This window comes from Pseudocitrobacter sp. RIT415 (assembly GCF_003057695.2).
Classification (GTDB): Bacteria; Pseudomonadota; Gammaproteobacteria; order Enterobacterales; family Enterobacteriaceae; genus Pseudocitrobacter; species Pseudocitrobacter faecalis.
In genome coordinates this window covers 53,969-77,916 of sequence record NZ_QBJC02000007.1, presented here as the reverse complement: position 1 = coordinate 77,916, position 23,948 = coordinate 53,969, and the positions used below count along the sequence as shown (strand labels likewise).

At 53.5% G+C, this 23,948-nt stretch carries 18 protein-coding genes; 7 read left to right on the top strand and 11 right to left on the bottom strand.

Annotation, left to right across the window (positions count from 1 at the left end):
* Nucleotides 1-21: 21 nt before the first annotated feature.
* From argO to DBY68_RS09415, 7 genes are all read right to left on the bottom strand, one after another.
* On the bottom strand, nt 22-657 hold the full coding sequence (gene argO / locus DBY68_RS09445; protein WP_108475849.1) for an arginine exporter ArgO: 636 nt from the start codon (nt 655-657) through the stop codon (nt 22-24).
* 138 nt (nt 658-795) lie between these two features.
* A complete protein-coding gene (locus DBY68_RS09440) occupies nt 796-1,650 on the bottom strand; it encodes a small-conductance mechanosensitive channel MscS (RefSeq protein ID WP_108475848.1) in 855 nt (284 codons plus the stop codon).
* Between the two features lie 123 nt (nt 1,651-1,773).
* Entirely contained in the window at nt 1,774-2,706 is a 933-nt protein-coding gene (gene allS / locus DBY68_RS09435) for an HTH-type transcriptional activator AllS (RefSeq protein ID WP_108475847.1), read from the bottom strand.
* Nucleotides 2,663-3,496, bottom strand: coding sequence for a DUF2877 domain-containing protein (locus DBY68_RS09430; RefSeq protein ID WP_108475846.1), 834 nt, complete (start codon nt 3,494-3,496; stop codon nt 2,663-2,665). The genes allS and DBY68_RS09430 overlap by 44 nt, the downstream gene beginning before the upstream one ends.
* 39 nt (nt 3,497-3,535) lie before the next feature.
* Nucleotides 3,536-4,798, bottom strand: coding sequence for a DUF1116 domain-containing protein (locus DBY68_RS09425; RefSeq protein ID WP_108475845.1), 1,263 nt, complete (start codon nt 4,796-4,798; stop codon nt 3,536-3,538).
* Between the two features lie 15 nt (nt 4,799-4,813).
* Complete coding sequence (locus DBY68_RS09420) at nt 4,814-6,475, bottom strand: acyl-CoA synthetase FdrA (RefSeq protein ID WP_108475844.1); 1,662 nt, start codon at nt 6,473-6,475, stop codon at nt 4,814-4,816.
* Between the two features lie 12 nt (nt 6,476-6,487).
* Complete coding sequence (locus DBY68_RS09415; protein ID WP_108475843.1) at nt 6,488-7,711, bottom strand: MFS transporter; 1,224 nt, start codon at nt 7,709-7,711, stop codon at nt 6,488-6,490.
* A 322-nt stretch (nt 7,712-8,033) separates the two neighbouring features.
* On the opposite strand from DBY68_RS09415, the gene DBY68_RS09410 reads away from it, so the two are divergent.
* A complete protein-coding gene (locus DBY68_RS09410) occupies nt 8,034-8,936 on the top strand; it encodes a carbamate kinase (protein WP_108475842.1) in 903 nt (300 codons plus the stop codon).
* 66 nt (nt 8,937-9,002) lie between these two features.
* Here DBY68_RS09410 and fbaA read toward each other — a convergent pair whose 3' ends face one another.
* The 3 genes from fbaA to epd all read right to left on the bottom strand — a co-directional run bounded on the left by fbaA (nt 9,003) and on the right by epd (nt 12,410).
* The gene (gene fbaA / locus DBY68_RS09405) at nt 9,003-10,082 is read right to left on the bottom strand and encodes a class II fructose-bisphosphate aldolase (RefSeq protein ID WP_108475841.1); all 1,080 of its coding nucleotides are present in this window, start codon (nt 10,080-10,082) and stop codon (nt 9,003-9,005) included.
* Between the two features lie 97 nt (nt 10,083-10,179).
* Nucleotides 10,180-11,343: a phosphoglycerate kinase gene (gene pgk, locus DBY68_RS09400; protein WP_015963098.1), complete on the bottom strand. Its 1,164-nt coding sequence runs from the start codon at nt 11,341-11,343 to the stop codon at nt 10,180-10,182.
* Nucleotides 11,344-11,390: 47 nt separating this feature from the next.
* Nucleotides 11,391-12,410: an erythrose-4-phosphate dehydrogenase gene (gene epd / locus DBY68_RS09395; RefSeq protein WP_108475840.1), complete on the bottom strand. Its 1,020-nt coding sequence runs from the start codon at nt 12,408-12,410 to the stop codon at nt 11,391-11,393.
* Nucleotides 12,411-13,401: 991 nt separating this feature from the next.
* Here epd and DBY68_RS09390 point away from each other — a divergent pair.
* Genes DBY68_RS09390 through DBY68_RS09370 form a run of 5 tightly spaced genes read left to right on the top strand, consistent with a single transcriptional unit; the run spans nt 13,402 to nt 20,799 of the window.
* Nucleotides 13,402-15,033 (top strand): PTS transporter subunit EIIC, encoded by a 1,632-nt coding sequence (locus DBY68_RS09390; RefSeq protein ID WP_108475839.1) that lies wholly within the window; start codon nt 13,402-13,404, stop codon nt 15,031-15,033.
* Nucleotides 15,033-15,383 (top strand): hypothetical protein, encoded by a 351-nt coding sequence (locus DBY68_RS09385; protein WP_108475838.1) that lies wholly within the window; start codon nt 15,033-15,035, stop codon nt 15,381-15,383. The genes DBY68_RS09390 and DBY68_RS09385 overlap by 1 nt, the downstream gene beginning before the upstream one ends.
* Complete coding sequence (locus DBY68_RS09380) at nt 15,371-16,240, top strand: CehA/McbA family metallohydrolase (protein ID WP_108475837.1); 870 nt, start codon at nt 15,371-15,373, stop codon at nt 16,238-16,240. The genes DBY68_RS09385 and DBY68_RS09380 overlap by 13 nt, the downstream gene beginning before the upstream one ends.
* Before the next feature lie 3 nt (nt 16,241-16,243).
* A complete protein-coding gene (locus DBY68_RS09375; RefSeq protein ID WP_108475836.1) occupies nt 16,244-18,232 on the top strand; it encodes a DUF5054 domain-containing protein in 1,989 nt (662 codons plus the stop codon).
* Entirely contained in the window at nt 18,229-20,799 is a 2,571-nt protein-coding gene (locus tag DBY68_RS09370; protein ID WP_108475835.1) for a hypothetical protein, read from the top strand. The genes DBY68_RS09375 and DBY68_RS09370 overlap by 4 nt, the downstream gene beginning before the upstream one ends.
* A gap of 45 nt (nt 20,800-20,844) precedes the next feature.
* On the opposite strand, the gene tkt is transcribed toward DBY68_RS09370, so the two are convergent.
* A complete protein-coding gene (gene tkt / locus DBY68_RS09365) occupies nt 20,845-22,836 on the bottom strand; it encodes a transketolase (protein WP_108475834.1) in 1,992 nt (663 codons plus the stop codon).
* Between the two features lie 280 nt (nt 22,837-23,116).
* Between tkt and DBY68_RS09360 the strand changes: the two genes are divergently transcribed.
* On the top strand, nt 23,117-23,875 hold the full coding sequence (locus tag DBY68_RS09360) for a M48 family metallopeptidase (protein WP_015963094.1): 759 nt from the start codon (nt 23,117-23,119) through the stop codon (nt 23,873-23,875).
* Nucleotides 23,876-23,948: the final 73 nt, after the last annotated feature.

Below are 23,948 nucleotides of genomic sequence, written 5' to 3'. Positions count from 1 at the left end.
TGAAAGTCCATCGGACAACGCTTAGTTGAACAAGGCGTGAACATGCCCGATGCCCTCTTTTGCCAGCTGGAAGGCGATAAACCACATCACCCCACCGACCAGGGTATTAATAATGCGCTGTGCTTTGGCGGTACGCAGGCGCGGTGCCAGCCAGGCAGCCAGTAGCGCCAGGCCAAAGAACCAGAGGAACGATGCGCTCACGGTGCCGAGCGCAAACCAGCGCTTAGGTTCCACATCAAGCTGCCCGCCAAGGCTTCCCAGCACCACAAACGTATCGAGGTAAACATGTGGATTCAGCCAGGTCACCGCCAGCATGGTGGCGATAATTTTCCAACGTCCCTGCTTCAGCACTTCGGCGCTGGCCAGTTCCAGATTGCTGCTCATGGCAGTTTTTAATGCGCCATAGCCATACCAGAGCAAAAACGCGACGCCACCCCAGGTGACTAACGCCAGCAGCCACGGCGACTGCATCAGCAGCGCGCTGCCGCCAAAAATACCTGCGCAAATGAGCAGCAGATCGCTAACGGCGCAGAGCAGCGCAATCATGATGTGGTATTGACGACGAATGCCCTGGTTCATCACAAAAGCGTTTTGTGGCCCGAGCGGAAGGATCATGGCTGCACCAAGCGCAAGCCCTTGAAAATAGTAAGATATCACGTGGTATTATCCTGAGCGGTGTCTGTTTACGGCAGACTATAGCGCGGGATAATCATTAGCGGAAATTGATAATTTTAATCACTGATTAGGAAGGCTAATAATGGCGGAGCCACGCTCCGCCATCGGCAGGAAATGTTATTACGCGTCTTCTTTCACGCGTTTGAAATTAACGTCCATTTGCGGATACGGGAAACTAATACCGGCGGCATCAAATTCACGTTTAACGCGTTCCAGCACGTCCCAGTACACATTTTGCAGGTCGCCGCTGTTACTCCAGACGCGCACCACAAAGTTAATTGACGATGCGCCCAGCTCATTCAAACGCACGGTCATTTCGCGATCTTTGAGGATACGTTCATCGGACTGAATGATATTGGTGAGAATGGATTTCACCTGATCGATATCCGAATCATACGCCACGCCGATGATAAATTCGTTACGGCGCACCGGCTCACGCGAGAAGTTAATGATATTGCCGGCAATGATTTTCCCGTTCGGGATCACCACGATTTTGCCGTCGACCGTACGCATGGTGGTGGAGAAAATCTGCACGTTCAGCACAGTACCGGCCACGCCGCCGAGATCTACATACTCACCCGCACGGAACGGACGGAACATCACCAGCAATACGCCAGCCGCCAGGTTAGAGAGCGAACCTTGCAGCGCCAGACCTACGGCTAAACCCGCGGCACCCAGTACTGCAATCACCGATGCGGTCTGAACCCCCACGCGTCCCAGCGCGGCAATCAACGTAAACGCGATAATGGCGTAACGGACCAGCGCGGAAAGAAAATCGGCGACGGTCGCGTCAATATGGCGCGCGCGCATCAAACGGTTTACGGTGTTAGAAACCAGACGCGCGATGATCATCCCGACGATGATAATCGCGATAGCCGCGACGATGTTCACGGCATAACTGAGCAACAGCGCCTGGTTGCGAACCAGCCAGGTGCCCGCACCATTGATGCTGTCGACAACGTTTAAATCTTCCATTCAAACTCCCCGAAAATAAAAAAGTGTGAGTTGGCTCTCACGAAAAATGACTCTTTAAAGGTAAACAAAAAGCATCAAATATGCCATTTTTCAATATGATTCAGGGAATGAATGGACGGTAATTCAGATTCCAGCAGGGCGATCAACCATACGCAGGAAGCCGCTCACTAACGCGTTTCTCTGCTTAAAGACTTCTGCAATTTCGCTCACCACCTTGCCGCTGCCAGCATTCTTCCAGGCAATTGAAAGCGGTGAAGGCTGGCGCGGATGAACAACCTCGCGGGCCACCAGCGCTCCCGATTCCACATAGGGGCGGCACATCCGTTCCGGCAGAAAACCGACCCCAAGGCCGCTTAAATGACAGGCCAGCTTAGTGCTGAGATCGGGCACTTTGATCTCTTTTTGCCCACTCAGCAACCATGCCACCCGCCGCGTCAGGGTTCGGGAGGTATCTTCGATATTAATGGCGGGATAACGCCGCAGCACATCATCCGGCAGCAGCCTGACGGGATGAGTGGCAAGCGGATGGGTGGCTGCCACCACAAACTGCCAGCTGATATCGCCCAGCGGCAGCAATGAAATGTTATTAGAAAGCGATTCCGACCCCGTAACGCCTATCGCCAGTTGAAAATCGTCATACAGCAGAGAGTCCCACACGCCCATATAGACCTGACGCGAAATCTGAAAGCGGGTAAAAGGAAACTGTTGATGCAGCCAGGTGAGCAGGTCTGCGGTGGTTTGCGGTTGATAAAGCAGATTATTGATTACAATATTCACCTGCCGTTCAACGCCCGCGTTGATTTGCTGTAGCTCATCCGGCATGGCATCCAGCCAGTTGAGCCACTGACGGCAGTGCTCAAGCAGATGCTGCCCGGCGCGGGTGAGGCTGACGGAGCGAGTGGTGCGTAAAAAGAGTTGCGTGCCGACCTGCTCTTCGAGGGTTTTAATGCGATAGCTGATCGCTGCCGGTGTTTTATGCAGCGAGCTGGCCGCACGAGAAAAACTCTCCGTCTCAGCGACCCGAATAAACGTACGAATTGTTTCCTGATCGAGCATGCACTCTCCTTGATTCCCTCTGCCGCAACCCCTGTTGCGCCATCGCCATTCCCAACAAGATGTCCGCCCCAGACGTGTGCCCAACGTTCAGCAAACGCTGAACCGCAAAGTGTGCGTTGCGTATAGATTGCCATCGCCGTAGCAACCTTAACACTGGCGTTGAGAACGTGCCGTGACGTGCGCTGTTAAGATAGCGACAGCTTACCGAAGTTGTGAGATGAGCGAGTTGATCCGCCGGGGGTAAAAATGGACGCTGCGGTGAGGCAAGACCTGCCGCGTGAAGTATAGCAAGCGCCCCCACCAGCATGTCGTCACCGCTTGGCGTCAGTCCGGGGCCGCAGCCAATCAACCATGACCAGTTCGGCATTTCACCGTTTTGCCAGCGTTCCAGTTCCTGCGTAAAACGGTCAAAAATCGGCATGGCTGCCAGTGGCTGATTCAGCGCGCCGCACAATCCACTCAAATGAGGCGAGACGTGTACGTTATCCTGCCTGAGTTCGGCCACTTCCGGCGTGAGTGAAAGCACGCGACGTGGGCGAATCAGAATACTCCCTCCCCAAAGCAAATTGCCCTGCTTGATAACTCGCGAAAGGTGAAAACAGTCTGCAAAGTGACGGGTTGAAAGCAATACCCCCACCGGGCCCATTCCTTTGCCGAAACGGAAAAGCGTTAACAGCTCGCCATCCGGGCGACAGTAGTTTATTGCCTGTGAGAAGCGGCTGTGCAACGTCCATTCGCCATCGGGTAAATGAGATAGCCCGGAACTCGCCAGAGCATTAATGATTTTCATCAGCGGCACTCCGGGGCGGCAGCGCCGCCCCTGTTTTTGTTACGCGGTGATGTGGTGCAACTCCGCCAGCGCTTCCAGCGCTTTTTCGAAGCAAAGCAGCGGTGCGCGTACGGTGCCCGCGCCAACCTGACCAATACCCGCCTCGCGGTGTGCGATACCGGTGTTAATCAGCGGCGTAATGCCCGTTTCCACGACGCGGCGAATATCCAGCCCCAGGCACGCGCCTTTAAAATCCCAGGAAGGGATCTGGAATAGCGGGTTGTGATCAAGGTAGATCTCCGCCATTTCTTCCGACGTTTCCAGCGCCGCGCCCATGCCTCCTGCGCCAACAAAGCGGGTTACGCCCGGTGCCGCAATCATCGCCGCACCCCCAATACCCAGCGTTTCAGTGATCGCACTATCACCAATATCCGGGTTTGCATCGGCCTGACTGTAACCAGTGAAGAACAGCCCCTGCGGCGTGTTGACCGGCGCGGTGAACCAGCGAGCGCCGGTACCGCTCACGCGAATACCAAATTCGCGACCGTTGCGCGTCATCGCCGTCACCACCGAGCCCGCTTTAATCACCGCCGCGGCATCCATCACCGCCTTGCTGTAAGCCATCGCCAGGTTCAGGAAGAACTGATCGGTCACGCTCAGGAATTGTAATACCTCAATCACTTCGGCTTTGGGGCGATCCAGACCCGCGATCACTGGCGACAGTGTACGCAAAAGTAACGAAGAGGCGGCGATATTTCGCTGATGGAATTCATCGCCCATGGTGATGGCTTGCGCCATCAGCGCGGTGAGATCGACGCCGTTTTCCAGCTTGCCAATTGCATCCTGAAGTACCGGTGCCAGCGTATCGCGCATCCAGCGCAAACGTTTTTGGACATCGTCACCGTAGGCACCAAAGCGCATCACCTTGCCAATGCCTTCGTTCAGGTTGCAGCAAGCGTGATTGCCATGGACTACATCTTTGACCACCAGAACCGGCATATTCGCAGAAGTAATGCCGCCCATTGGCCCCACGGCCCCCACATGATGACAAGGGATGAACTCGACCTCCCCCTGACCAAGCAAGCGCACGGCCTCTTCTTCCGAGGCAGCCCAACCCTCAAACAGTGATGCCCCAATACAGGCGCCACGCATTGGCCCGGTCATCTCTTCCCAGGCAATTGGCGGCCCGGCGTGAAGCAGTTTGCGGCCTGATGCCAGCGTCGTAACGACTTCCTTAGCGGGGCGAACAGCTACCCAATGCGGGCGGGCCGCTTTAATGCGTTCAATGATGGCTTCGTTAGCCTGTGCAATAGATGAATACATATCCGTACCTCTAACTTAATGTAACTGTTTGAGAAGACTGGCAAGATGCGCGTTACCACCGGCAACAGGCGCCCACTGATAGTGCACAACGGGTGTGCCACTGCTTTGCAGATCCAGCGCGAAGCTGCGTAAACCGGCGTTAATAACCTGCACGCCATCCAGCAACGGATACTGTTTTTCTGCCGGACGGCTTTCCTGATGATGCGTCAGGCTGATAGCCAGCAGAATCGCCTCTTCTAACGTCTCGACGACCGCAACGCCCGCAGCCTGGAGTTTTTCGCTTTGCGCGGCACGCCCCTGCGGATCGCCATCCGTGCCCGTCAGGGTGGCGATGGTCACCAGCGGCGCGGCACGGCGTGTGCGTACCTGTTCCAGGGTTTCAACCACCGCTCCCGCCGGGTCTTCACAGGCTCCGTAGCCGAGCACCACATCCAGCAGCAGCACGCCAACATCCGGTAGTGCGGCCAGTTTTTCGATTTCGATACTGCGGGTGGTTGGATCAATCATCGGATGCGGCCTGCCGAGGGTGTAACTGTCATCCCCCAAATCAACAATTCGATGGCCGCCAGCATCCAGCATCACGCCTTGCGCGTGGCTTTCACTCACCGGCACATTTAACCCCGCAGAGAGCAACATTGCGGCTTCCGCTGCCAGGGTTCCCCCGGCGTACAGCCCATAAATGCCTTTGCCCGCCACTTCCGGTTGAATCTGTCGCTGTTGTGCGACCCGCATGAGCAATACCGCCAGACGTGCGGCTTCCGACAACGAGTTCGCCAGCCAGACGTTCCCTTCTCGGCGCTGTTCCGGCTTACTGCCGAGGAAGAGTGCCACGACGGGCTTCCCGACGTTCTGCATCGCGGCAATAATTCGCGTGCGAACCTGCGGTGACGGAGGCTTGGAAACAAAGGCAATCACCTGAGTGGCCTCATCAGAAGCCAGCATCTCAAGCGCGGTTAACGCGCTAATGCCGCCGACATCGGCACTTAAGTCACGTCCGCCGAGGCCAATCGCATGGCTAATGCCCTGTTGATGCAGTGCCACCTGCGAGGTGATCTCCTGAATCCCCGTACCCGATGCGCCAATCACGCCAATCCCGCCTTTCGGCAGCACGTTTGCGAAGGCCAGCGGGCTCCCGGCTATCATCGCGGTACCACAGTCTGGGCCCATGACGATAAGTTCACGCTCACGCGCCAGCGTTTTCAGCTCCACCTCTTGCGCCAGCGGGACGTTATCGGAAAACAACATCACGTTTTTGCCTGCGAGCAGACCCTCTTTCGCCACCGAGGCGGCGTACTCTCCCGCTACCGAGACCAGCAACAAGTTGGCTTGCGGCAATTTTTGACACGCGCTTTCCCAGCGTCGGGCTTTCAGTAGTTGCTGCGAGCTACCTGAAGCATTGGCAATGGCACTAAGTTCTTTCTCCAGTTGCTCACGAATTAAATCCATAATCGCCGGTTGTTCTGTTTCAGTGCGCACCGCCACACAAATATCGTTGGGTGTGGCATCCGCGAAATCGTCATGCCAGAAACCGGTAGATTCCAGCATTGATTTATTTGCGGGCGTACCCATCATTACCGACACTTGATCCACTTCCGGGCGTTCGCTCAGTTTGCGGGAAATAATCATCAGGCTGACGGAGTCCTGAAAACTTCCCTTTTTAATAAAGGCGTAAATCATTACCGCTACCTCTTATGTACGTTTTTCTTTTAAAAACAGCATGGCAACCAGGCCGATAGCCAATAAGACGGCTGAAACATAAAAACTGGAGGCCAGACTTCCGGTCATATCACGTGCTGCACCAGCAATAATCGGTGCAAGAATTGATGAACTCATACCGATGAAATTAAATAAGCCAAAGGCGGTGCTGTAATTATTTTCATCTACGCTATCAGCAACCAGTGCGACCAATACCGGGTCAAGCGCCAGTTTCCCCACCAGACCATAAACGCACAGGGCCACAACAACGCCGGTCATATTTGGCATCCAGACGATGGATAGCATGCTGAGAATGGCAACCGGCACCAGGAACATAATTAATGGCTTACGTTTTCCTAATCTGTCCGATAGACTGGAGAATAACAGCGCACCTGGGATAGAGATCCACGCAACCAGTGAAGAAATAAAGCCTGTTTCGCTACCCGCAATACCACGTTCATTTTGCAAATAATAAGGGAGCCAGGTCAGTATGACGAAGAAACCGAACAAGCTACAGAACACCATAATATAGGTAAGAATCAAATTACGGTTTTTCAGCAGATCGCTAAACTTACCTTTCTGAACGGGCTTACCGTCAACAGCCGCTGTGCGTTTTTTCTCTTTAACAAAAAACCAGATGGCCAGTCCGACGAGCACGGAGGGCACTGCCATCGCATAGAACGGCATCCGCCAGGAATGGCCCTGATCGTAGACCAGCCAGCTTGAGGTCATCAGGCCCAGCGCAATACCAAACGCCATACCGCTGTTAATGATGGCGCTACCCAGCGAGCGGAATTTCTTTGGAATTTGCTCGGAAGAGAGGCCATATTGCGGGCCGTAATAGGTTCCCTCGCCCGCCCCGGTTACCACGCGGGCAAACAGCAATGTGTACCAGCTTTTTGCCCAGCCTGTTACCGCAGTAAAGACGCCAAATAAAATAAATCCCGGAACCAGAACCTTTTTCTTACCGATTTTATCGCCAAGGATCCCCGCGGGTACCTGCAATAAGGCGTAGGAAAAATAGAATACGGAATTAAGAATACCCAACTGTGTTCCTGTTAAGCCAAACTCTTTTTCCAGTTCCCCCATTACCGGATTCAGAACGGTACGGTCGGCATACATGAAAATCCAGCCCAGCCAGAACAGAAATACTGTGACCCACCAGGCCGGTATTCCTTTTCTTTTTGTGACATCAGTCACTTCACATGAATCAGACATAAGTGAACTCCCGGTAATCATTACCGCTGAATGCCTCTGTCAGGAGGCTTGATGTTTAAACTGACTTAACCATATCGGGGTTAACCCTCTTTTCATTTGAGCAAAGTCACACTAAAACCATTGTTATAAATTCCTGGTAACTCAACGCGTAATTATTAAAAAAAGTCTAATAATCATTTTTAAATTTAGTTTTATAAAAGCAATTAAAACATCAGTGATTGACAAGTTATTTTTCGCGATAATTAAATCATTATCGCCGTCACAACGAATAGAAATAGAAAAACTATATTGAGCGCGACATCATCTATTTTGTGAGGCAACAATGAAAAAGAAACTGGTCATTGCCCTTGGGGGCAATGCGTTATTACAACGTGGTGAGATTCTCAGTGCCGAGAATCAACAGAAAAGTATCCAACTCTTTTCCCAAATGGTGGCCCAGCTGGCGCGTGATTATCAGTTGGTGATCGTTCACGGTAACGGCCCGCAGGTCGGACTACTGGCCTTACAGAATGCCGCCTATCAGGATGCGCCAGCCTGGCCACTGGATATCCTGGTTGCCGAAAGTCAGGGAATGATCGGATTTGCGATTGCGCAGGAGCTTACCGCCAGCAGCAGCGGCCCGGTCACCACGCTGATGACTCGTGTAGAAGTCGATCCGAATGACCCTGCGTTTGCATCGCCGGGCAAATATATCGGACCCGTTTATCCGCCAGAACAACAAGCCGAGCTTCAGGCACGCTATGGTTGGCAAATGAAGGCTGACGGCCAGTACATCCGCCGCGTGGTTGCCTCACCCACCCCTTTAAAAATTATCGATAGTGAGGCGATCCGTACGCTAATGGATGACGGGCATCTGGTGATTTGCTGCGGAGGCGGGGGGATTCCGGTCATTGCAAAAGGGGGCGGTTATCAGGGTACTGAAGCCGTAATTGATAAAGATTTGACCGCGGCCGTGCTGGCTAAGGCAATCAGCGCTGATCATTTGCTTATTTTGACCGATGCCGATGCGGTGTATGAAAATTGGGGTACGCCACAGGCGCGCGCTTTACGTCACGTTACCCCGGCAGAACTGGCACCGTTCGCCGCACCGGACGGGGCGATGGGGCCAAAGGCCGCTGCGGTCATTCAGTTTGTAACGCAAACAGGCAATGCGGCGTTTATTGGCGCGCTGAAAGATGCGCCAGAGATCCTTGCAGGGCAAAAAGGGACGTGCATTTCAGAATAATGCTTTGTTTTTAAAGCAAAAAAAGGCTTCCCGGAGGAAGCCTTTTATCAATCATGCTGCGTCAAATTACAGAACGTCAACCGCGTTCAGTTCTTTGAAAGCCTGCTCCAGACGAGCGCTCATGCTGGTCTGGCCAGCGCGCAGCCATACGCGCGGATCGTAGTATTTCTTGTTCGGCTGGTCTTCGCCTTTCGGGTTGCCCAGCTGGCCCTGCAGGTAAGCTTCGTTGGTTTTGTAGTAGTTCAGAATACCTTCCCAGGTCGCCCATTGGGTGTCGGTATCGATGTTCATTTTCACTACGCCATAGCTTACGGAGTCTTTGATTTCCTGAGCAGAAGAACCGGAACCACCGTGGAAGACGAAGTTCAGGCTGTTGTGCGGCAGGTTGTGTTTCTTAGAAACATACTCCTGAGAATCACGCAGGATGGTCGGGGTCAGAACCACGTTACCTGGTTTGTAAACGCCGTGTACGTTACCGAAGGAAGCGGCGATGGTGAAACGCGGGCTGATTTTGCTCAGCTCGGTGTACGCGTAATCAACGTCTTCCGGCTGGGTGTACAGTGCAGAAGCGTCCATGTGGCTGTTGTCCACACCATCTTCTTCGCCACCGGTGCAACCCAGTTCGATTTCCAGGGTCATGCCCATTTTGGACATGCGCGCCAGGTATTTGGAGCAGATTTCGATATTTTCGTGCAGAGACTCTTCAGACAGGTCAATCATGTGAGAAGAGAACAGCGGTTTGCCGGTAGCAGCGAAGTGTTTTTCACCCGCGTCCAGCAGGCCATCGATCCACGGCAGCAGTTTTTTCGCGCAGTGGTCAGTGTGCAGGATAACCGGAACACCGTAGTGCTCAGCCATCTGGTGAACGTGATGCGCACCAGAGATTGCGCCCAGGATTGCTGCACCCTGAGGAACGTCAGTTTTCACGCCTTTACCTGCGATGAATGCTGCGCCACCGTTGGAGAACTGAACGATAACCGGTGCTTTAACTTTCGCAGCGGTTTCCAGAACGGCGTTGATGGAGTCGGTGCCCACGCAGTTTACTGCTGGCAGTGCAAAGTTGTTTTCTTTTGCTACCTGGAACACTTTCTGAACGTCATCACCAGTGATAACACCAGGTTTTACGAAATCAAAAATTTTAGACATGTTTACGAGTCCTATCTGTATCTTCGGCCGTTAGAAAAAGAAGCGCGAGCTATGTAGCGCGCTGAAAAACAGGCGGGTTTCCCCGCCTGCTCAAACATTACTTCTTAGCGCGCTCTTCGAGCATTGCAACTGCTGGCAGTACTTTGCCTTCCACGAATTCGAGGAATGCGCCACCGCCAGTGGAGATGTAGGAGATTTTGTCAGAGATACCGAACAGGTCGATTGCAGCCAGAGTATCGCCGCCGCCTGCGATGGAGAACGCGTCGCTGTCTGCGATAGCGTTAGCCACGATTTCAGTACCTTTACGGAAGTTCGGGAATTCAAACACGCCAACCGGGCCATTCCACAGGATGGTTTTCGCGTTTTTCAGGATCTCAGCCAACTGCTGTGCAGATGCGTCACCGATATCCAGGATCTGCTCGTCTTCTTTCACGTCAGATACGGATTTCAGCGTCGCTGCTGCCGTTTCAGAGAACTCAGTTGCCACGCGAACGTCAGTCGGAACCGGAATATCGCAGGTGGTCAGCAGACGTTTGGCTTCATCAACCAGGTCAGCTTCGTACAGGGATTTACCGACGCTGTGGCCTTGAGCGGCAACGAAGGTGTTCGCGATACCACCACCAACGATCAGCTGGTCAGCGATTTTAGACAGAGAGTCCAGAACGGTCAGTTTGGTCGACACTTTAGAACCACCAACGATAGCGACCATCGGACGAGCCGGTTCTTTCAGTGCTTTACCCAGCGCATCGAGTTCAGCAGCCAGCAGCGGGCCTGCACACGCAACGTCAGCAAATTTGCCGATACCGTGAGTAGAAGCCTGCGCGCGGTGAGCGGTACCGAAAGCATCCATTACAAATACGTCACACAGTGCAGCGTATTTTTTGGACAGTGCTTCGTCGTCTTTTTTCTCGCCTTTGTTAAAGCGAACGTTCTCCAGAACAACCAGTTCACCCGCAGCAACTTCAACGCCGTCCAGGTAATCTTTAACCAGACGTACCGGGTTAGACAGTTTGTCTTTCAGGTAATTAACAACCGGCAGCAGAGAGAATTCTTCGTTGTACTCGCCTTCGGTCGGACGACCCAGGTGGGAGGTTACCATCACTTTCGCGCCTTGTTTCAGGGCCAGTTCGATGGTTGGCAGAGAAGCACGGATACGCGCGTCGCTGGTTACTTTCCCTTCTTTAACTGGTACGTTCAGATCCGCACGGATAAAAACACGTTTACCAGCAAGATCCAGATCGGTCATCTTAATTACAGACATGGTGAATCCTCTCGTTGATTCTAAAGTTTTGCAGACGCATTCGCGTCCTACCTGAAACCTTGTGCGGCCATCGCTAACGTAGTGTCGAGCATTCGGTTAGCAAAGCCCCATTCGTTATCGCACCAGACCAATGTTTTGATCAGGTGCGCTCCACTCACTCGCGTCTGCGTGCCATCGACAATGGCGCTGTGCGGATCGTGGTTAAAATCTGTTGAGACCAACGGTAATTCCGTATAGTCAACTATACCATGAAATGCATCCCGTGCTGCTTTTTGCAGCAACTGGTTGACTTCATTAGCGTTTACCGGATTTTTTACCGTAACGCTAAGGTCGATTGCCGTGACGTTAATCGTCGGTACGCGCACCGCAATCGCTTCAAAACGGTCGTTAAACTGCGGGAAAATACGTGTAATCCCTGCGGCAAGCTTCGTATCCACCGGAATGATCGACTGACTGGCGGCACGCGTGCGGCGCAGGTCAGGATGGTAGGCATCGATCACCTGCTGATCGTGCATGGCAGAGTGGATAGTCGTGACCGTCCCTGACTCAATGCCCCAGGCATCATCCAACAATTTTATAATGGGGATTATGCAATTCGTGGTACAGGAGGCATTGGAGACAATGTGATGTTCAGGGCGTAACGCATCATGGTTTACGCCATACACCACCGTTGCGTCGAGATCGTTGCTACCGGGATGTGAAAAGAGCACTTTCTTCGCGCCTGCGACGATATGGGCTTCGCCATCAGCTCGGCTACCGTACACACCGGTACAATCGAGCACCACATCAACCGACAGTTCACGCCAGGGCAGCGCGTTAATCTCGCGCTCATGCAGTAGACGAATGCTATCGCCGCCGACAAACAGCTGTTCCCGTTCCTGGCGCACATCCCAGGCAAAACGGCCATGGCTGGTGTCATATTTCAATAAATGTGCGATGCCCGCAGCATCCGCCAGTTCATTGATTGCCACCACGGTGATTTCCGCACGGCGTCCGGATTCATACAAAGCACGAACCACGTTACGCCCAATGCGACCGAAGCCATTAATCGCTACGCGTACGGTCATAGGTCTCCTGCAAGGTCATCCCAAAGCAATGTGGCTGACAGAGTAATGCAGCAATTCATTCCGGGAAACCTTACCTGCCACAAACAGTGACTGATTGGTCAAATGTCGAACACTTCAACAACTGAAACGCTTCAGCCAGAATAAGCGAAAGCTGGAATAAAAGGAATGATTGTCCAGACAAACGCACCAGGAATCTGACATACATCACATTTCTACAGGAATAATTCACAGCGTTATGCCAGAACAGGTTGAGCGATGGAATAAAGAGCGAGTACGGATTCAGACTGTCTCTGAATGAGTGATTAAGCGAAATGAAGGGTAAAATTTGCGTGTCGATGCGTCAGTCATCGGCAGGTGCAACGGCGCGGGGACTTTTTCCGTGCGGCTCCTTGCACTGGATAAAGAAAACCCCCGTCGTTGCGGTATAAATACAGGCAAACTACGGGGGTGATCCATGACTCCAAACAGGTCTAGGATAGCCGCTGACGCTTGCCGCTTCAAGCAGGATTTGCGGTATGGATATTCTGAAATTCGCAGTGTTGATGGTTGTACTTCATTTAATTGTATCGTCAATGATACATCACGCTTTACAACCCTCTTTGGTTAATCGCGTTATAAATACGCAGAGCGAAGGAGGGATGCCACACCGCTATTCTTAAACTTGAAACTGGCTAACGTTGCCCCTTGATTAGCCCCGCTTCGGTGGGGCTTTTCTTAGGCATAAATAAATACACAAGAAATATAGATATTATCAATATTTATTTATCGCTGCCCCTGTCACAAAATCCAGTTTTTACGATGATAAACTCCCCTCTTGTTTTTTAAATGCAGCAACCATGCGCCTGCATGATGGCTAATAATTATTAGCGCCATCAATAAAAATCACCTTAATTACATTTACATAATAAATATAAAAATTCAGAAGGTCGCGAATAAAAACAGAGGAATTCATCCGATTTATCGTCGGACGAAATATTCACAAGGATAATTTATGAAGCTGCAGATGCAAATGATTGGCCAGGCCATGTTGGTCCCCATATCAATTATCACCATCGGCTCCATGTTTATGGGCTTTGGCAGCGCCTTCACCAATACAGAAACCCTTGCGGCGCTGCATCTCTCCTCGCTTATCAGCAAAGGTTCGCCAGGATACATCGCGTTTAGCGTCATGAAAGCCACTGGCGATGTGGTTTTTCGCAATCTTCCGCTCTTTTTCTCCATTGGCGTCGCGTTCGGGTTGGCAAAGAAAGAGAAAGCCTGGGCCGCGTTTTCCGGCGCGGTCTGCTTTATGGCAATGCACTACATCCTCAACACGCTGCTGGATTCCCAGGGCATCAGTGCGCAAACCACCACCGCTGACTGGTTTATCACTCAGCAGCACATGACCCCCGTCTCTGCCGTGCAGAAGGCCTCTATCTATACTACCGAGCTGGGCATGTTCACCTATCGCATGAGCGTTTTCGGCGGAATGGCGGTTGGCCTGACTACCGCCTGGCTGCACAATCGCTTGTATAACGTGAAGCTGCCGCTGGTGCTCTCATTTTTTGCCGGTACGCGTACGGTTCCTATCGTGACGCTGGTTGTCGGGGCGCTGATGGGCGTGCTGCTCTATTTCATCTGGCCGCCTATTGGCTGGATGCTGGCGCAGTTCAGTAAAATGATCGGCGATTCCGGTCTGTTTGGCACCTTTATTTGGGCGATTGCTGACAAATCGCTTCTGCCCGTAGGGCTGCACCATCTCATCACCACGCCTATCCGTTTGACCGAACTCGGCGGAACAATGGAGATTTGCGGCAATCTGGTTAGCGGCACCACCAATATTTATATGGCGCAACTGGGCTGCGAATCCTCACACGAGCTACTGGTACGCGGTTTTCAATCTGGCCGCGTAGTGATTCACTTCGGTGCGCTCCCCGGTGCTGCGCTGGCGATGTACCACTGCTCACGCTCAAGTCATAAAAAAGTGGTTGCCGGCTTACTGCTCCCTGTCGTCGCGACCATGATGCTGTTTGGCATTACCGAGCCCATTGAATACACCTTTTTGTTCGTCGCGCCGTGGCTGTTCTACTTTGTGCACGTACCGCTGACCGGCCTGATTTTTGTTTTGTCGGAAATGGCGAATATTTCCGTGTATGGCGGCTGCCTGAAGGACATTCTTCCCGTTCTGCTCCAGCCGGATAAACTCGATATGTGGGGCTACCTGTGGCTGAACCCACTCTTCTTCGCCGTTTATTATTTTTTATTCCGCTATCTGATTACGCGTTTCAACGTAATGACGCCAGGGCGTGAAGAGGACTCCGCCGCAGACGAAGATGTGAGGCTATTCAGCAAGCAAGATTTTAAAGACAAAGTGAATGCCAGCACGCCGCAATCCCCTCTTTTCGCCCAGCAGATTATCGATGCCCTGGGCGGCCCGCACAATATTTCGCAGTTTGATAACTGTATTTCCCGGCTGCGTGTTGAGGTCATTGACTCCTCTCGTGTCGCCAGCGATGACGTCTGGAAAAAAAACCTGCGCGCGAAAGGCGTCGTTCACGTCAGTGAGAAAGGTCTGCAAGTCATTTATGGTGCCGAAGTGGTGATGATCGCCGGCGACTGCAAAGAACTGCTGGGGGAGGCGTAATGGGATCCACTACCCTGCATCAATCCGTTGTGGTTCATCCTTATGACGAGAAACAGCTCAGGCCCGTTACCTTTGAAATCGATGGCGAGGTTGAGCGGCTGATTATCAACTACCGCTTTAGTGAAGGTAACGTGGTGGATCTGGGCCTCGCTCGCGGCGATGACATCATTGGCTGGAGCGGCGGCGCGCGTAAAGAGCTGATTATCAGCGAATCATTCGCCACGCCAGGCTATCTCCACACGCCCATTATACAGGAACCTGGTCCGTTCTGCTCGGTTTGTACAAAATTCGTGGCGAATGCCGCATCGATATCGACATCACACTCCAGCGTAAAACAATGCGCTGGCTGACGGGCGATACGCATGTTCACTCTGAACACAGTGATGGCAAGCTTTCTGTCGATGCGTTAATTGAGCGCGCGATGAGGCTGAATTTCGATTTCCTGTGTCTGACCGATCACAATACCACGTCGCAAAACCGGCTGATCGCGGGAATGAACGCACCTCTGACCCTGATTCCGGGGATGGAGCTGACCACCGATCGCGGGCACGTTAATTTTCTTGGCCTGACGCAGCCCGTTGAGCGCTTTCTTCCCCATTTCAGCGAACAAGATATCACGGCCAAAATGGACGAGGCTCGCCGTAACGGCGCACGCATTGGTATCAATCACCCTTTCTGTCACTACTGCCCCTGGATGCTGCCGTTTCATGGCCACGACTGGCTGGAACTGTGGAATGGCCCCTGGGATGGCACCGGCAATGAAATGACCTTCCAGTACTGGTTACAGTTGCTCTACGACGGCATCAAAATGCCCGTCACCGCAGGCAGTGATTTCCATAAAGAAAAAGATCAGATTCTGCCGCGCATCCGCGTACGGGCGCACAGCGCAGAGCGGGAGGACATCCTGCAGGCACTTGAACGTGGACAAAGCTATCTGCAAAGCGACAGTGAAACCCAATTAAACCGCTTTGTCATGGGCGACGCCCATATCGGTGATATCTCTGACAGTGCCCTGCTTCAGGTCAATCTCGATACCCATCCCGACAACCAGGTTCTGCTTTACACGCAAAAGAAAATCCACCTGCTTAACAACCGTAACGGCCACATCAATCAGGAAGTGGATTGCAGTCAAAGCTCATTTGCTTTTCTGCGAGTCAATCGCGACCAGACGACCCAGTTGATTACCAACCCCATTTTCAGGGAGTGAAAAATGAAACGTGTACACGTTATCTATAAAACGCATCTGGATATCGGCTTCACCGATTTTGCCGAGGTGATTGAAGATAAATATCTGAATGACTTTATTCCATCGGTCATTAACCTGGCGCAACAGGTGAACCGCAACGGGCAAAAAAACTTTATCTGGAGCTGCGGCTCCTGGCTTATCCATCGCTATTTCCAGAAGGCCGATCGCACGTCTCAGGCGCGCCTTACCGAGGCAATTAACCAGGGTGATATCGTCTGGCATGCGCTGCCGTTCACCACGCACAGCGAACTGCTGACGCCACAATTGTTGCAGCACGGTCTCTCTTATAGTCAGGCGCTGGATGCGCGCTTCGGGCGTCGCACTATCGCCGCGAAAATGACGGATGTTCCCGGCCATCCGCAAACGCTGATCCCCTGGCTTGCTGATGCAGGCGTGCGTTATTTGCATCTTGGCGTTAACCCGGCCTCCTGCCCGCCCGATGTGCCGCCACTGTTTCTGTGGAAATATGGCGATCGTAGCCTCATCGTTAACTACTCCTTCGGCGGCTATGGCAATGAAACCTGGTGCGAAGCGCTGGATGAACTATTGGTCTTCTGCCATGCAGAAGACAACTGCTCGCCGCCCTCGGCAAGCGATGTATTGCAGCTTATCGATCGCTACCGGGAGCGCTATCCGGAGGCGGAAGTCAGCGCATCAACACTCGATACCTTCGCCGCGCGTCTGGAAACTATCCGTCATACGCTGCCGGTAATTGAAGCCGAGATGGGCGATACCTGGAACCACGGTATCGGCACCGACCCGGCGAAAGTGAGCCGCTACCGCCGGCTGACAAACCTGCTTGCATCAATGCCGCAGCCCAACCCCCAGGCGCTGGATGCACTGCTTATGATCCCGGAACACACCTGGGGGATGGATCTCAAACTGCATCTTGGTGATTACAGCCACTATCTGCCCGAGGAGTTTGACAGCGCACGTAAAGCCGACCACGTCACCGACCCGTTGCCCGAGAAATACGCCTTTATTCAGCAATTTGTTGATAAATTACCGCATCGCAAAATTCGGGGATATTGCCATTTTGCTCGTTCCTGGCAGGAGCAGCGAAACTATCTGGAAAGCGCATTTATCCATCTTCCCGATGCGCTGGTGCAGGCAAGCCAGCCCGTTCCCGTTGAGGTAAAAGGTGACGTTACGGTTTCTCGCACATTCCACTTTGGTGATTACACCCTCTCTCTGGCGCAGGACGGTAGCCTGGCGGCGTTGCAAATAGAGGACGCTGAACAGCTTCAGGCTCCCTTTGGGCGGCTTATTTACCGCCAGGTGGGTACACAGGAATACGATCGGTTCCGCGCGCGCTATATGCAAAACATGGAGGTGACCTCCGTCTGGTCGCTCTCCGATTTCACCAAACCAGGCATAGAACTCTATTCTCAACCAATCACCACGCAACAGGTGGAGTTCACGCTACATCAGACACGCTGGCGTGAAGATGATGAAGCCTGGTACTTACAGGCGATAACACGCCCGATGGCAAGCGACAACCTGATCATCCGCCTGCCAGAGGAGATCCGCATCGAGTACCGCTTTAGTAAAACTCGCCACGATGTCACCCTGCGCGCCAGTATTGTTGGCAAACAGGCAAACCGCCTGCCGGAAGAGATCTGGCTGCAACTCGGCCTTGCCGACACACAGTACAGCCAGTGCCATAAGCTGGGCTACCCGCTGAACTGGCATAACATCATTAAAAATGGCAACCGTAACCTGCACGCAGTTGAGTCAGCCAACAGTCGCCACTGGACGCTGGAACCCGTCGATGCCCCACTGCTGGCGCTGTACGAACCCCGCGTACTCTGTTTTAACGATCACCCGCTCACCAGTACCAGCCTTTATGGCCAGCTTTACAACAACATCTGGGGAACCAATTTCCCAATGTGGTATGAAGAAGATATTCACGCTGAATACCGACTGCGTTTCCATAGGGGGGAAAGCGAATGAACGACACTCGCACCATCCACGCGGTATCGCACACCCACTGGGATCGTGAATGGTATTTCTCGACGCTCGATACCCAACTGTTTGCCCTCAAGGCCTTCAGCGAATTAATCGAGGCGCTGGAAAACAACCCGCGTTTCGTTTTTCATCTGGATGGGCAAAGCTCAATTTTCGATGACTTCGTTCGTCTCAGACCCGAAATGACCGAGCGCGCCCGAGCGCTGGTTGCCCAAAAGCGCTTGCTGATTGGCCCCTGGTACACCCAACCAGACCTGTTCAACATCTGCACTGAATCGCTGTTCCGCAACCTGCGCATCGGTATGCATCATGCTAAACAGGCGGGTTACTGCATGCAGGTGCTTTATTTGCCCGATACCTTTGGCAGCCACGCGCAACTCCCGCAAATCGCCCACGCGTTTGGCCTACCCGCCATTTTGCTACGTCGTGGGTATGATCCCAACGTGATGGGCCCGACAGAGCTGAGTTGGGAGGCGCTTAACGGCGACACGGTGACCACCGTCATCACGCCGTTCGGCTATTCGCTGGCGCACCCGGAACGCGGCGGCCGCTGGCGAAATTTCTCACGCCACCATCTGGATGAAGAGACCTTTCCACTGATCGCGCGAATGAAAACCTTAACGGCGTCAGAGGATCTACTCTGCCCGATCGGCGGCGATCAGGTCAGTTGCGATGCGGATTTTGAAAAGCTCATCAACGCGATCAACCTTCACAGCCAGGATCGCTGGGAAGTGAGCAGCTACGAACGCTTCTTTGCCACATTAGACGGCAAAACGTTACCGCACTGGCGCGGGGAGTTTCGCATACCACGCTTCGCGCGCGTGCACAAAAGTATTGGCTCATCGCGCTACGACATCAAAAAAGCCAACTTCGATGCCGAAGAGATCCTGACCCGTCTGGCGGAACCAATGCTGGCGATCGCCCGTTTAAACGGCATCGCACACGGTGATGCACTGCTCGAACAGGCGTGGCGCTGGCTGCTGGAAAGCCACGCACATGACAGCATGGGTGGCTGCAATAGTGACGAAACCAACCGCGATATCCTTCACCGCTGCCGCCAGGCGCAACAGATTGGCGAGGCCATTTACAGCCTCCACGCGCGTCAGATTCTGGCGAACCTCGCCCCAGACAAAAACTACCGTTTCCTGCTCAGCAACGGCACCAGCAGCCCAACCGTCACGGTGCGCCAGCAAACGCTAATCACGCCGCAAGCCAGCTTCTGCGTGCTGGATGAAACAGGCCAACCGGTGCGGGTTGTCTTACGTCAGCAGCAAAAAATTCAGCGCCCGCGTCACGTATTGCTCACCCCGGATGGCGAAGTCGAAACCGAACAGCAGGCGTGGTACTACGAAAATGTGGTGGATATCCTGAATGCGCCGGTTCCGCCACTGGGTCTGGCGCTATTTTTCGTCGCCCCAGCCTCTGCACCACAGCCTTTGCTCACTCACACGCCCGACGCCATGGCGATTGAAAATACCTGTTATCGCCTGAGCCTGCACCGCAACGCATTGCGACTGGAGGACAAAATTCAGGGCCGCGTATTAGAGCCCCTGCTTCTTCTTCATGACATTAGCGATGACGGCGATCTTTATGATTTTTCTCCCCTTCCCGATGATGACGGCCTGCTCTTTTCGGCATTTCAGCGCGTAGCGATACACCACCACCCGCAATGTCAGGAGATGCACCTGCGCGCCACGCTCACTTTGCCGGAAGGTCTGAACGACGATCGTTGTACGCGTAGCGAAACGACGCATCCTGTCGCTGTAGATCTGCTCATTTCGCTCGAAGAAGATGTCATCCGTTTTGCAATGCGCGTGGATAATCAGGTACGCGAGCATCGTCTGCAGCTACGTTTTAACAGCGGCAAAGTGATAAACGCAGTAACCGCCGATGTGCCTTTCGGATCAATAACGCGTCAAAACCAGACCATCAACAGCGCTATGGGCTTTGCCGAAATGCCTGTCGATAGCGAACCGTTTATGCATCAGTTAAGCGCACATTCGGATTTCCACTTTTTTGCCCGTGGTTTGAAAGAGTATGAATATCATGAAGAAGAGCTGCGGGTAACGCTGTTTCGCGGTACCGGCAATCTGGGCAAAGATGATCTGCTCTATCGTCCGGGTCGCGCCTCCGGACAGCGAATGGCAACGCCAGAAGGCAATCTTATCGGCAAACTGCATTTTGAATTTGCGCTTTGCCTGGCCCCCCTTTCGCCCGCCCAGCTCGCCGTTCGCCAGCAACACTATAGCTTCTCGCCTGTACTCTGGCAGTGGCAGCAAGATCGCAGTTGTCTGCAGAGGCTGGATAACGTTGATCTGCATATTGCACAGCAGGAGATCGTGCGACGGAAGATTATTGATGCGCTCCCAGAAGGTTATATCGTCAGTGGCGTTGACGTACCGTACGGGCAAACGCTGGTGCGGCTTTACAACCCTTCAGCCGAGGAATTACCTATTCCCGCGCAGTGGCTACCGTACCTGTGCAATGCCATGGGCGAGCCGGTGAAGAAATCCCGATTACGGGGATGCGATCATTTGACGCTGAAAATATAAAAAAAGGGCCGCTTTCGCGGCCCTTCTCATACAACATCTTACCGATTACAGCAGCGCTTTTGCTTTCGCAACAACGTTGTCGACGGTGAAGCCGAACTCTTCAAACAGCTGTTCTGCCGGCGCAGACTCACCAAAGGTGGTCATGCCGACGATAGCGCCGTTCAGGCCAACGTATTTGAACCAGTAGTCTGCAATACCCGCCTCCACTGCAACACGCGCGGAAACCGCTTTCGGCAGGACGGATTCACGGTAAGCCGCATCCTGTTTGTCGAATGCATCAGTAGACGGCATGGAAACCACGCGCGCTTTTACGCCTTCGGCAGTCAGTTTTTCGTATGCGGCAACAGCCAGTTCAACTTCAGAGCCGGTCGCGATGAAGATCAGTTCCGGCTGACCGGCACAATCTTTCAGCACGTAACCACCGCGAGCGATGTTTGCCAGCTGCTCTTCAGTACGTTCCTGCTGCGCCAGGTTCTGACGGGAGAGGATAAGCGCGGTCGGGCCGTCCTGACGCTCGACGCCGTATTTCCACGCGACCGCAGATTCAACCTGGTCACACGGACGCCAGGTAGACATGTTCGGCGTTACACGCAGAGAGGCCACCTGCTCAACCGGCTGGTGAGTCGGGCCATCTTCGCCCAGACCGATGGAGTCGTGGGTGTAGACCATCACCTGACGCTGTTTCATCAGCGCGGCCATACGCACGGCGTTACGCGCGTATTCCACGAACATCAGGAAGGTAGAGGTGTACGGCAGGAAACCACCGTGCAGAGAGATACCGTTAGCGATCGCGGTCATACCGAATTCACGTACACCGTAATGGATGTAGTTACCGGCGGTATCTTCGTTGATAGCCTTAGAACCAGACCACAGGGTCAGGTTAGACGGTGCCAGGTCAGCGGAGCCGCCCAGGAATTCCGGCAACAGCGGGCCGAACGCTTCAATCGCATTCTGAGACGCTTTACGGCTGGCAATTTTCGCCGGGTTAGCCTGCAGTTTAGCGATGAATTCGTTAGCTTTCGCGTCGAAGTCAGACGGCATTTCGCCTTTCATACGACGGGTGAATTCAGCGGCTTCCTGCGGGAAGGCTTTTGCGTAAGCCGCGAATTTCTCATTCCAGGCTGATTCTTTCGCCTGGCCTGCTTCTTTCGCATCCCACTGAGCATAGATTTCAGACGGGATTTCAAACGGCGCGTATTTCCAGCCCAGTTTTTCGCGGGTCAGCGCGATTTCAGCGTCGCCCAGCGGCGCACCGTGGGAGTCGTGGGTACCGGCTTTGTTCGGCGAACCGAAACCGATGATGGTTTTGCACATCAGCAGGGACGGTTTGTCAGTCACCGCGCGCGCTTCTTCTACTGCGCGTTTGATGGAATCGGCATCGTGGCCATCAACACCGCGAACAACGTGCCAGCCGTAGGCTTCGAAACGTTTAGCGGTATCATCGGTGAACCAGCCTTCAACGTGACCATCGATAGAGATGCCGTTGTCATCATAGAACGCAACCAGTTTGCCCAGTTTCAGGGTGCCTGCCAGAGAACATACCTCGTGGGAGATACCTTCCATCATGCAGCCGTCGCCCATGAACGCATAGGTGAAGTGGTCAACGATGTCGTGGCCCGGACGGTTAAACTGCGCCGCCAGCGTTTTTTCTGCGATTGCCATACCGACTGCGTTCGCAATACCCTGACCCAGCGGGCCAGTGGTGGTTTCTACACCAGCGGTGTAGCCCACTTCCGGGTGACCCGGCGTTTTGGAGTGCAGTTGACGGAAGTTTTGCAGTTCAGACATCGGCAGATCGTAGCCGGTGAGGTGCAAGAGGCTATAAATCAGCATGGAGCCGTGGCCGTTAGACAGCACGAAGCGGTCACGGTCAGCCCAGGAAGGGTTCTGTGGGTTGTGGTTCATGAAATCACGCCACAGGACTTCGGCAATGTCAGCCATACCCATCGGGGCACCCGGGTGACCGGATTTGGCTTTCTGTACTGCGTCCATGCTCAGCGCACGAATAGCATTAGCAAGCTCTTTACGTGAGGACATTTTGACTCCAGTTCGGACTGTTGAAGGCCATGCCCTTAACGACTTGACGACTGCGCGTTTTGGGCTACGCCAGAAAAAAGTGCCAACAATGTAACCCAAGCGACAAGTCATGTACATGGAGCATCCTTTTGCCGCTTCAGAAATCTCCGGAACAGGGCACACTCTGTGCAAACCCCTCGCTCATTTGTAAGGATTTTCTTTATACTAGAGGCATCTCTCGCTCCGTTTCTCTGGAGCAACTTTCAGATTTTATATAGATGAGTGAGTTCGGAACAACATCATGAAAACACGTGCGATCGTGCTGGCTCTGGGTGCGTCACTGCTGCTGAGCGGCTGTCAGAATATGGATTCAAACGGCATGTTAAACTCCGGCGCGGGTGCCTTTCAGGCCTTCTCGCTGAGTGATGAACAGGTACAAGCGCTGAGCGATCAGGCCTGTAAGGATATGGACGCAAAAGCTACCATTGCCCCTTCTACCAGCGACTACAGCAAGCGTCTGAGTAAAATTGCCGCCGCGCTGGGTGATAACATTAACGGTCAGCCGGTGAACTATAAGGTGTACGTGGCGAAAGACGTCAACGCCTTTGCGATGGCAAACGGCTGTATTCGTGTTTATAGCGGCCTGATGGACATCATGACCGATAACGAAGTCGAAGCGGTAATTGGCCATGAAATGGGTCACGTTGCGCTGGGCCACGTGAAAAAAGGGATGCAGGTGGCGATTGGTACCAACGCCCTGCGCGCCGCCGCCGCATCAGCGGGTGGCATCGTAGGCAGCCTGTCGCAATCGCAGCTTGGCGATTTGGGTGAAAAACTGGTGAATTCCCAGTTCTCCCAGCGTCAGGAATCGGAAGCGGATGACTACTCTTACGATCTGCTGCGTAAACGAGGCATTAATCCCACCGGCCTTGCCACCAGCTTTGAAAAACTGGCGAAACTGGAAGACGGTCGTCAGAGTTCCATGTTTGACGATCACCCGGCATCGCAGGAACGTGCGGCGCACATTCGTCAGCGTCTGGCGGCAGACGGGATTAAGTAACTCCCTTAACCCTCTCCCTGAGGGAGAGGGAACCGTTCTGCACCGGTTTTCTCCCTCTCCCCGTGGGAGAGGG

What these genes read in the sequence shown, in the direction of transcription:
- DBY68_RS09370 (WP_108475835.1), top strand. Translation starts at nt 18,229, where the DNA reads ATGAACGACACTCGCACCATCCACGCGGTATCGCACACCCACTGGGAT.
- DBY68_RS09360 (WP_015963094.1), top strand. Translation starts at nt 23,117, where the DNA reads ATGAAAACACGTGCGATCGTGCTGGCTCTGGGTGCGTCACTGCTGCTG.
- DBY68_RS09415 (WP_108475843.1), bottom strand. Translation starts at nt 7,711, where the DNA reads ATGTCTGATTCATGTGAAGTGACTGATGTCACAAAAAGAAAAGGAATA.
- pgk (WP_015963098.1), bottom strand. Translation starts at nt 11,343, where the DNA reads ATGTCTGTAATTAAGATGACCGATCTGGATCTTGCTGGTAAACGTGTT.
- DBY68_RS09440 (WP_108475848.1), bottom strand. Translation starts at nt 1,650, where the DNA reads ATGGAAGATTTAAACGTTGTCGACAGCATCAATGGTGCGGGCACCTGG.
- DBY68_RS09375 (WP_108475836.1), top strand. Translation starts at nt 16,244, where the DNA reads ATGAAACGTGTACACGTTATCTATAAAACGCATCTGGATATCGGCTTC.
- fbaA (WP_108475841.1), bottom strand. Translation starts at nt 10,082, where the DNA reads ATGTCTAAAATTTTTGATTTCGTAAAACCTGGTGTTATCACTGGTGAT.
- DBY68_RS09425 (WP_108475845.1), bottom strand. Translation starts at nt 4,798, where the DNA reads ATGTATTCATCTATTGCACAGGCTAACGAAGCCATCATTGAACGCATT.
- allS (WP_108475847.1), bottom strand. Translation starts at nt 2,706, where the DNA reads ATGCTCGATCAGGAAACAATTCGTACGTTTATTCGGGTCGCTGAGACG.
- DBY68_RS09390 (WP_108475839.1), top strand. Translation starts at nt 13,402, where the DNA reads ATGAAGCTGCAGATGCAAATGATTGGCCAGGCCATGTTGGTCCCCATA.
- tkt (WP_108475834.1), bottom strand. Translation starts at nt 22,836, where the DNA reads ATGTCCTCACGTAAAGAGCTTGCTAATGCTATTCGTGCGCTGAGCATG.
- DBY68_RS09385 (WP_108475838.1), top strand. Translation starts at nt 15,033, where the DNA reads ATGGGATCCACTACCCTGCATCAATCCGTTGTGGTTCATCCTTATGAC.
- DBY68_RS09380 (WP_108475837.1), top strand. Translation starts at nt 15,371, where the DNA reads ATGCGCTGGCTGACGGGCGATACGCATGTTCACTCTGAACACAGTGAT.
- DBY68_RS09420 (WP_108475844.1), bottom strand. Translation starts at nt 6,475, where the DNA reads ATGATTTACGCCTTTATTAAAAAGGGAAGTTTTCAGGACTCCGTCAGC.
- DBY68_RS09430 (WP_108475846.1), bottom strand. Translation starts at nt 3,496, where the DNA reads ATGAAAATCATTAATGCTCTGGCGAGTTCCGGGCTATCTCATTTACCC.
- epd (WP_108475840.1), bottom strand. Translation starts at nt 12,410, where the DNA reads ATGACCGTACGCGTAGCGATTAATGGCTTCGGTCGCATTGGGCGTAAC.
- DBY68_RS09410 (WP_108475842.1), top strand. Translation starts at nt 8,034, where the DNA reads ATGAAAAAGAAACTGGTCATTGCCCTTGGGGGCAATGCGTTATTACAA.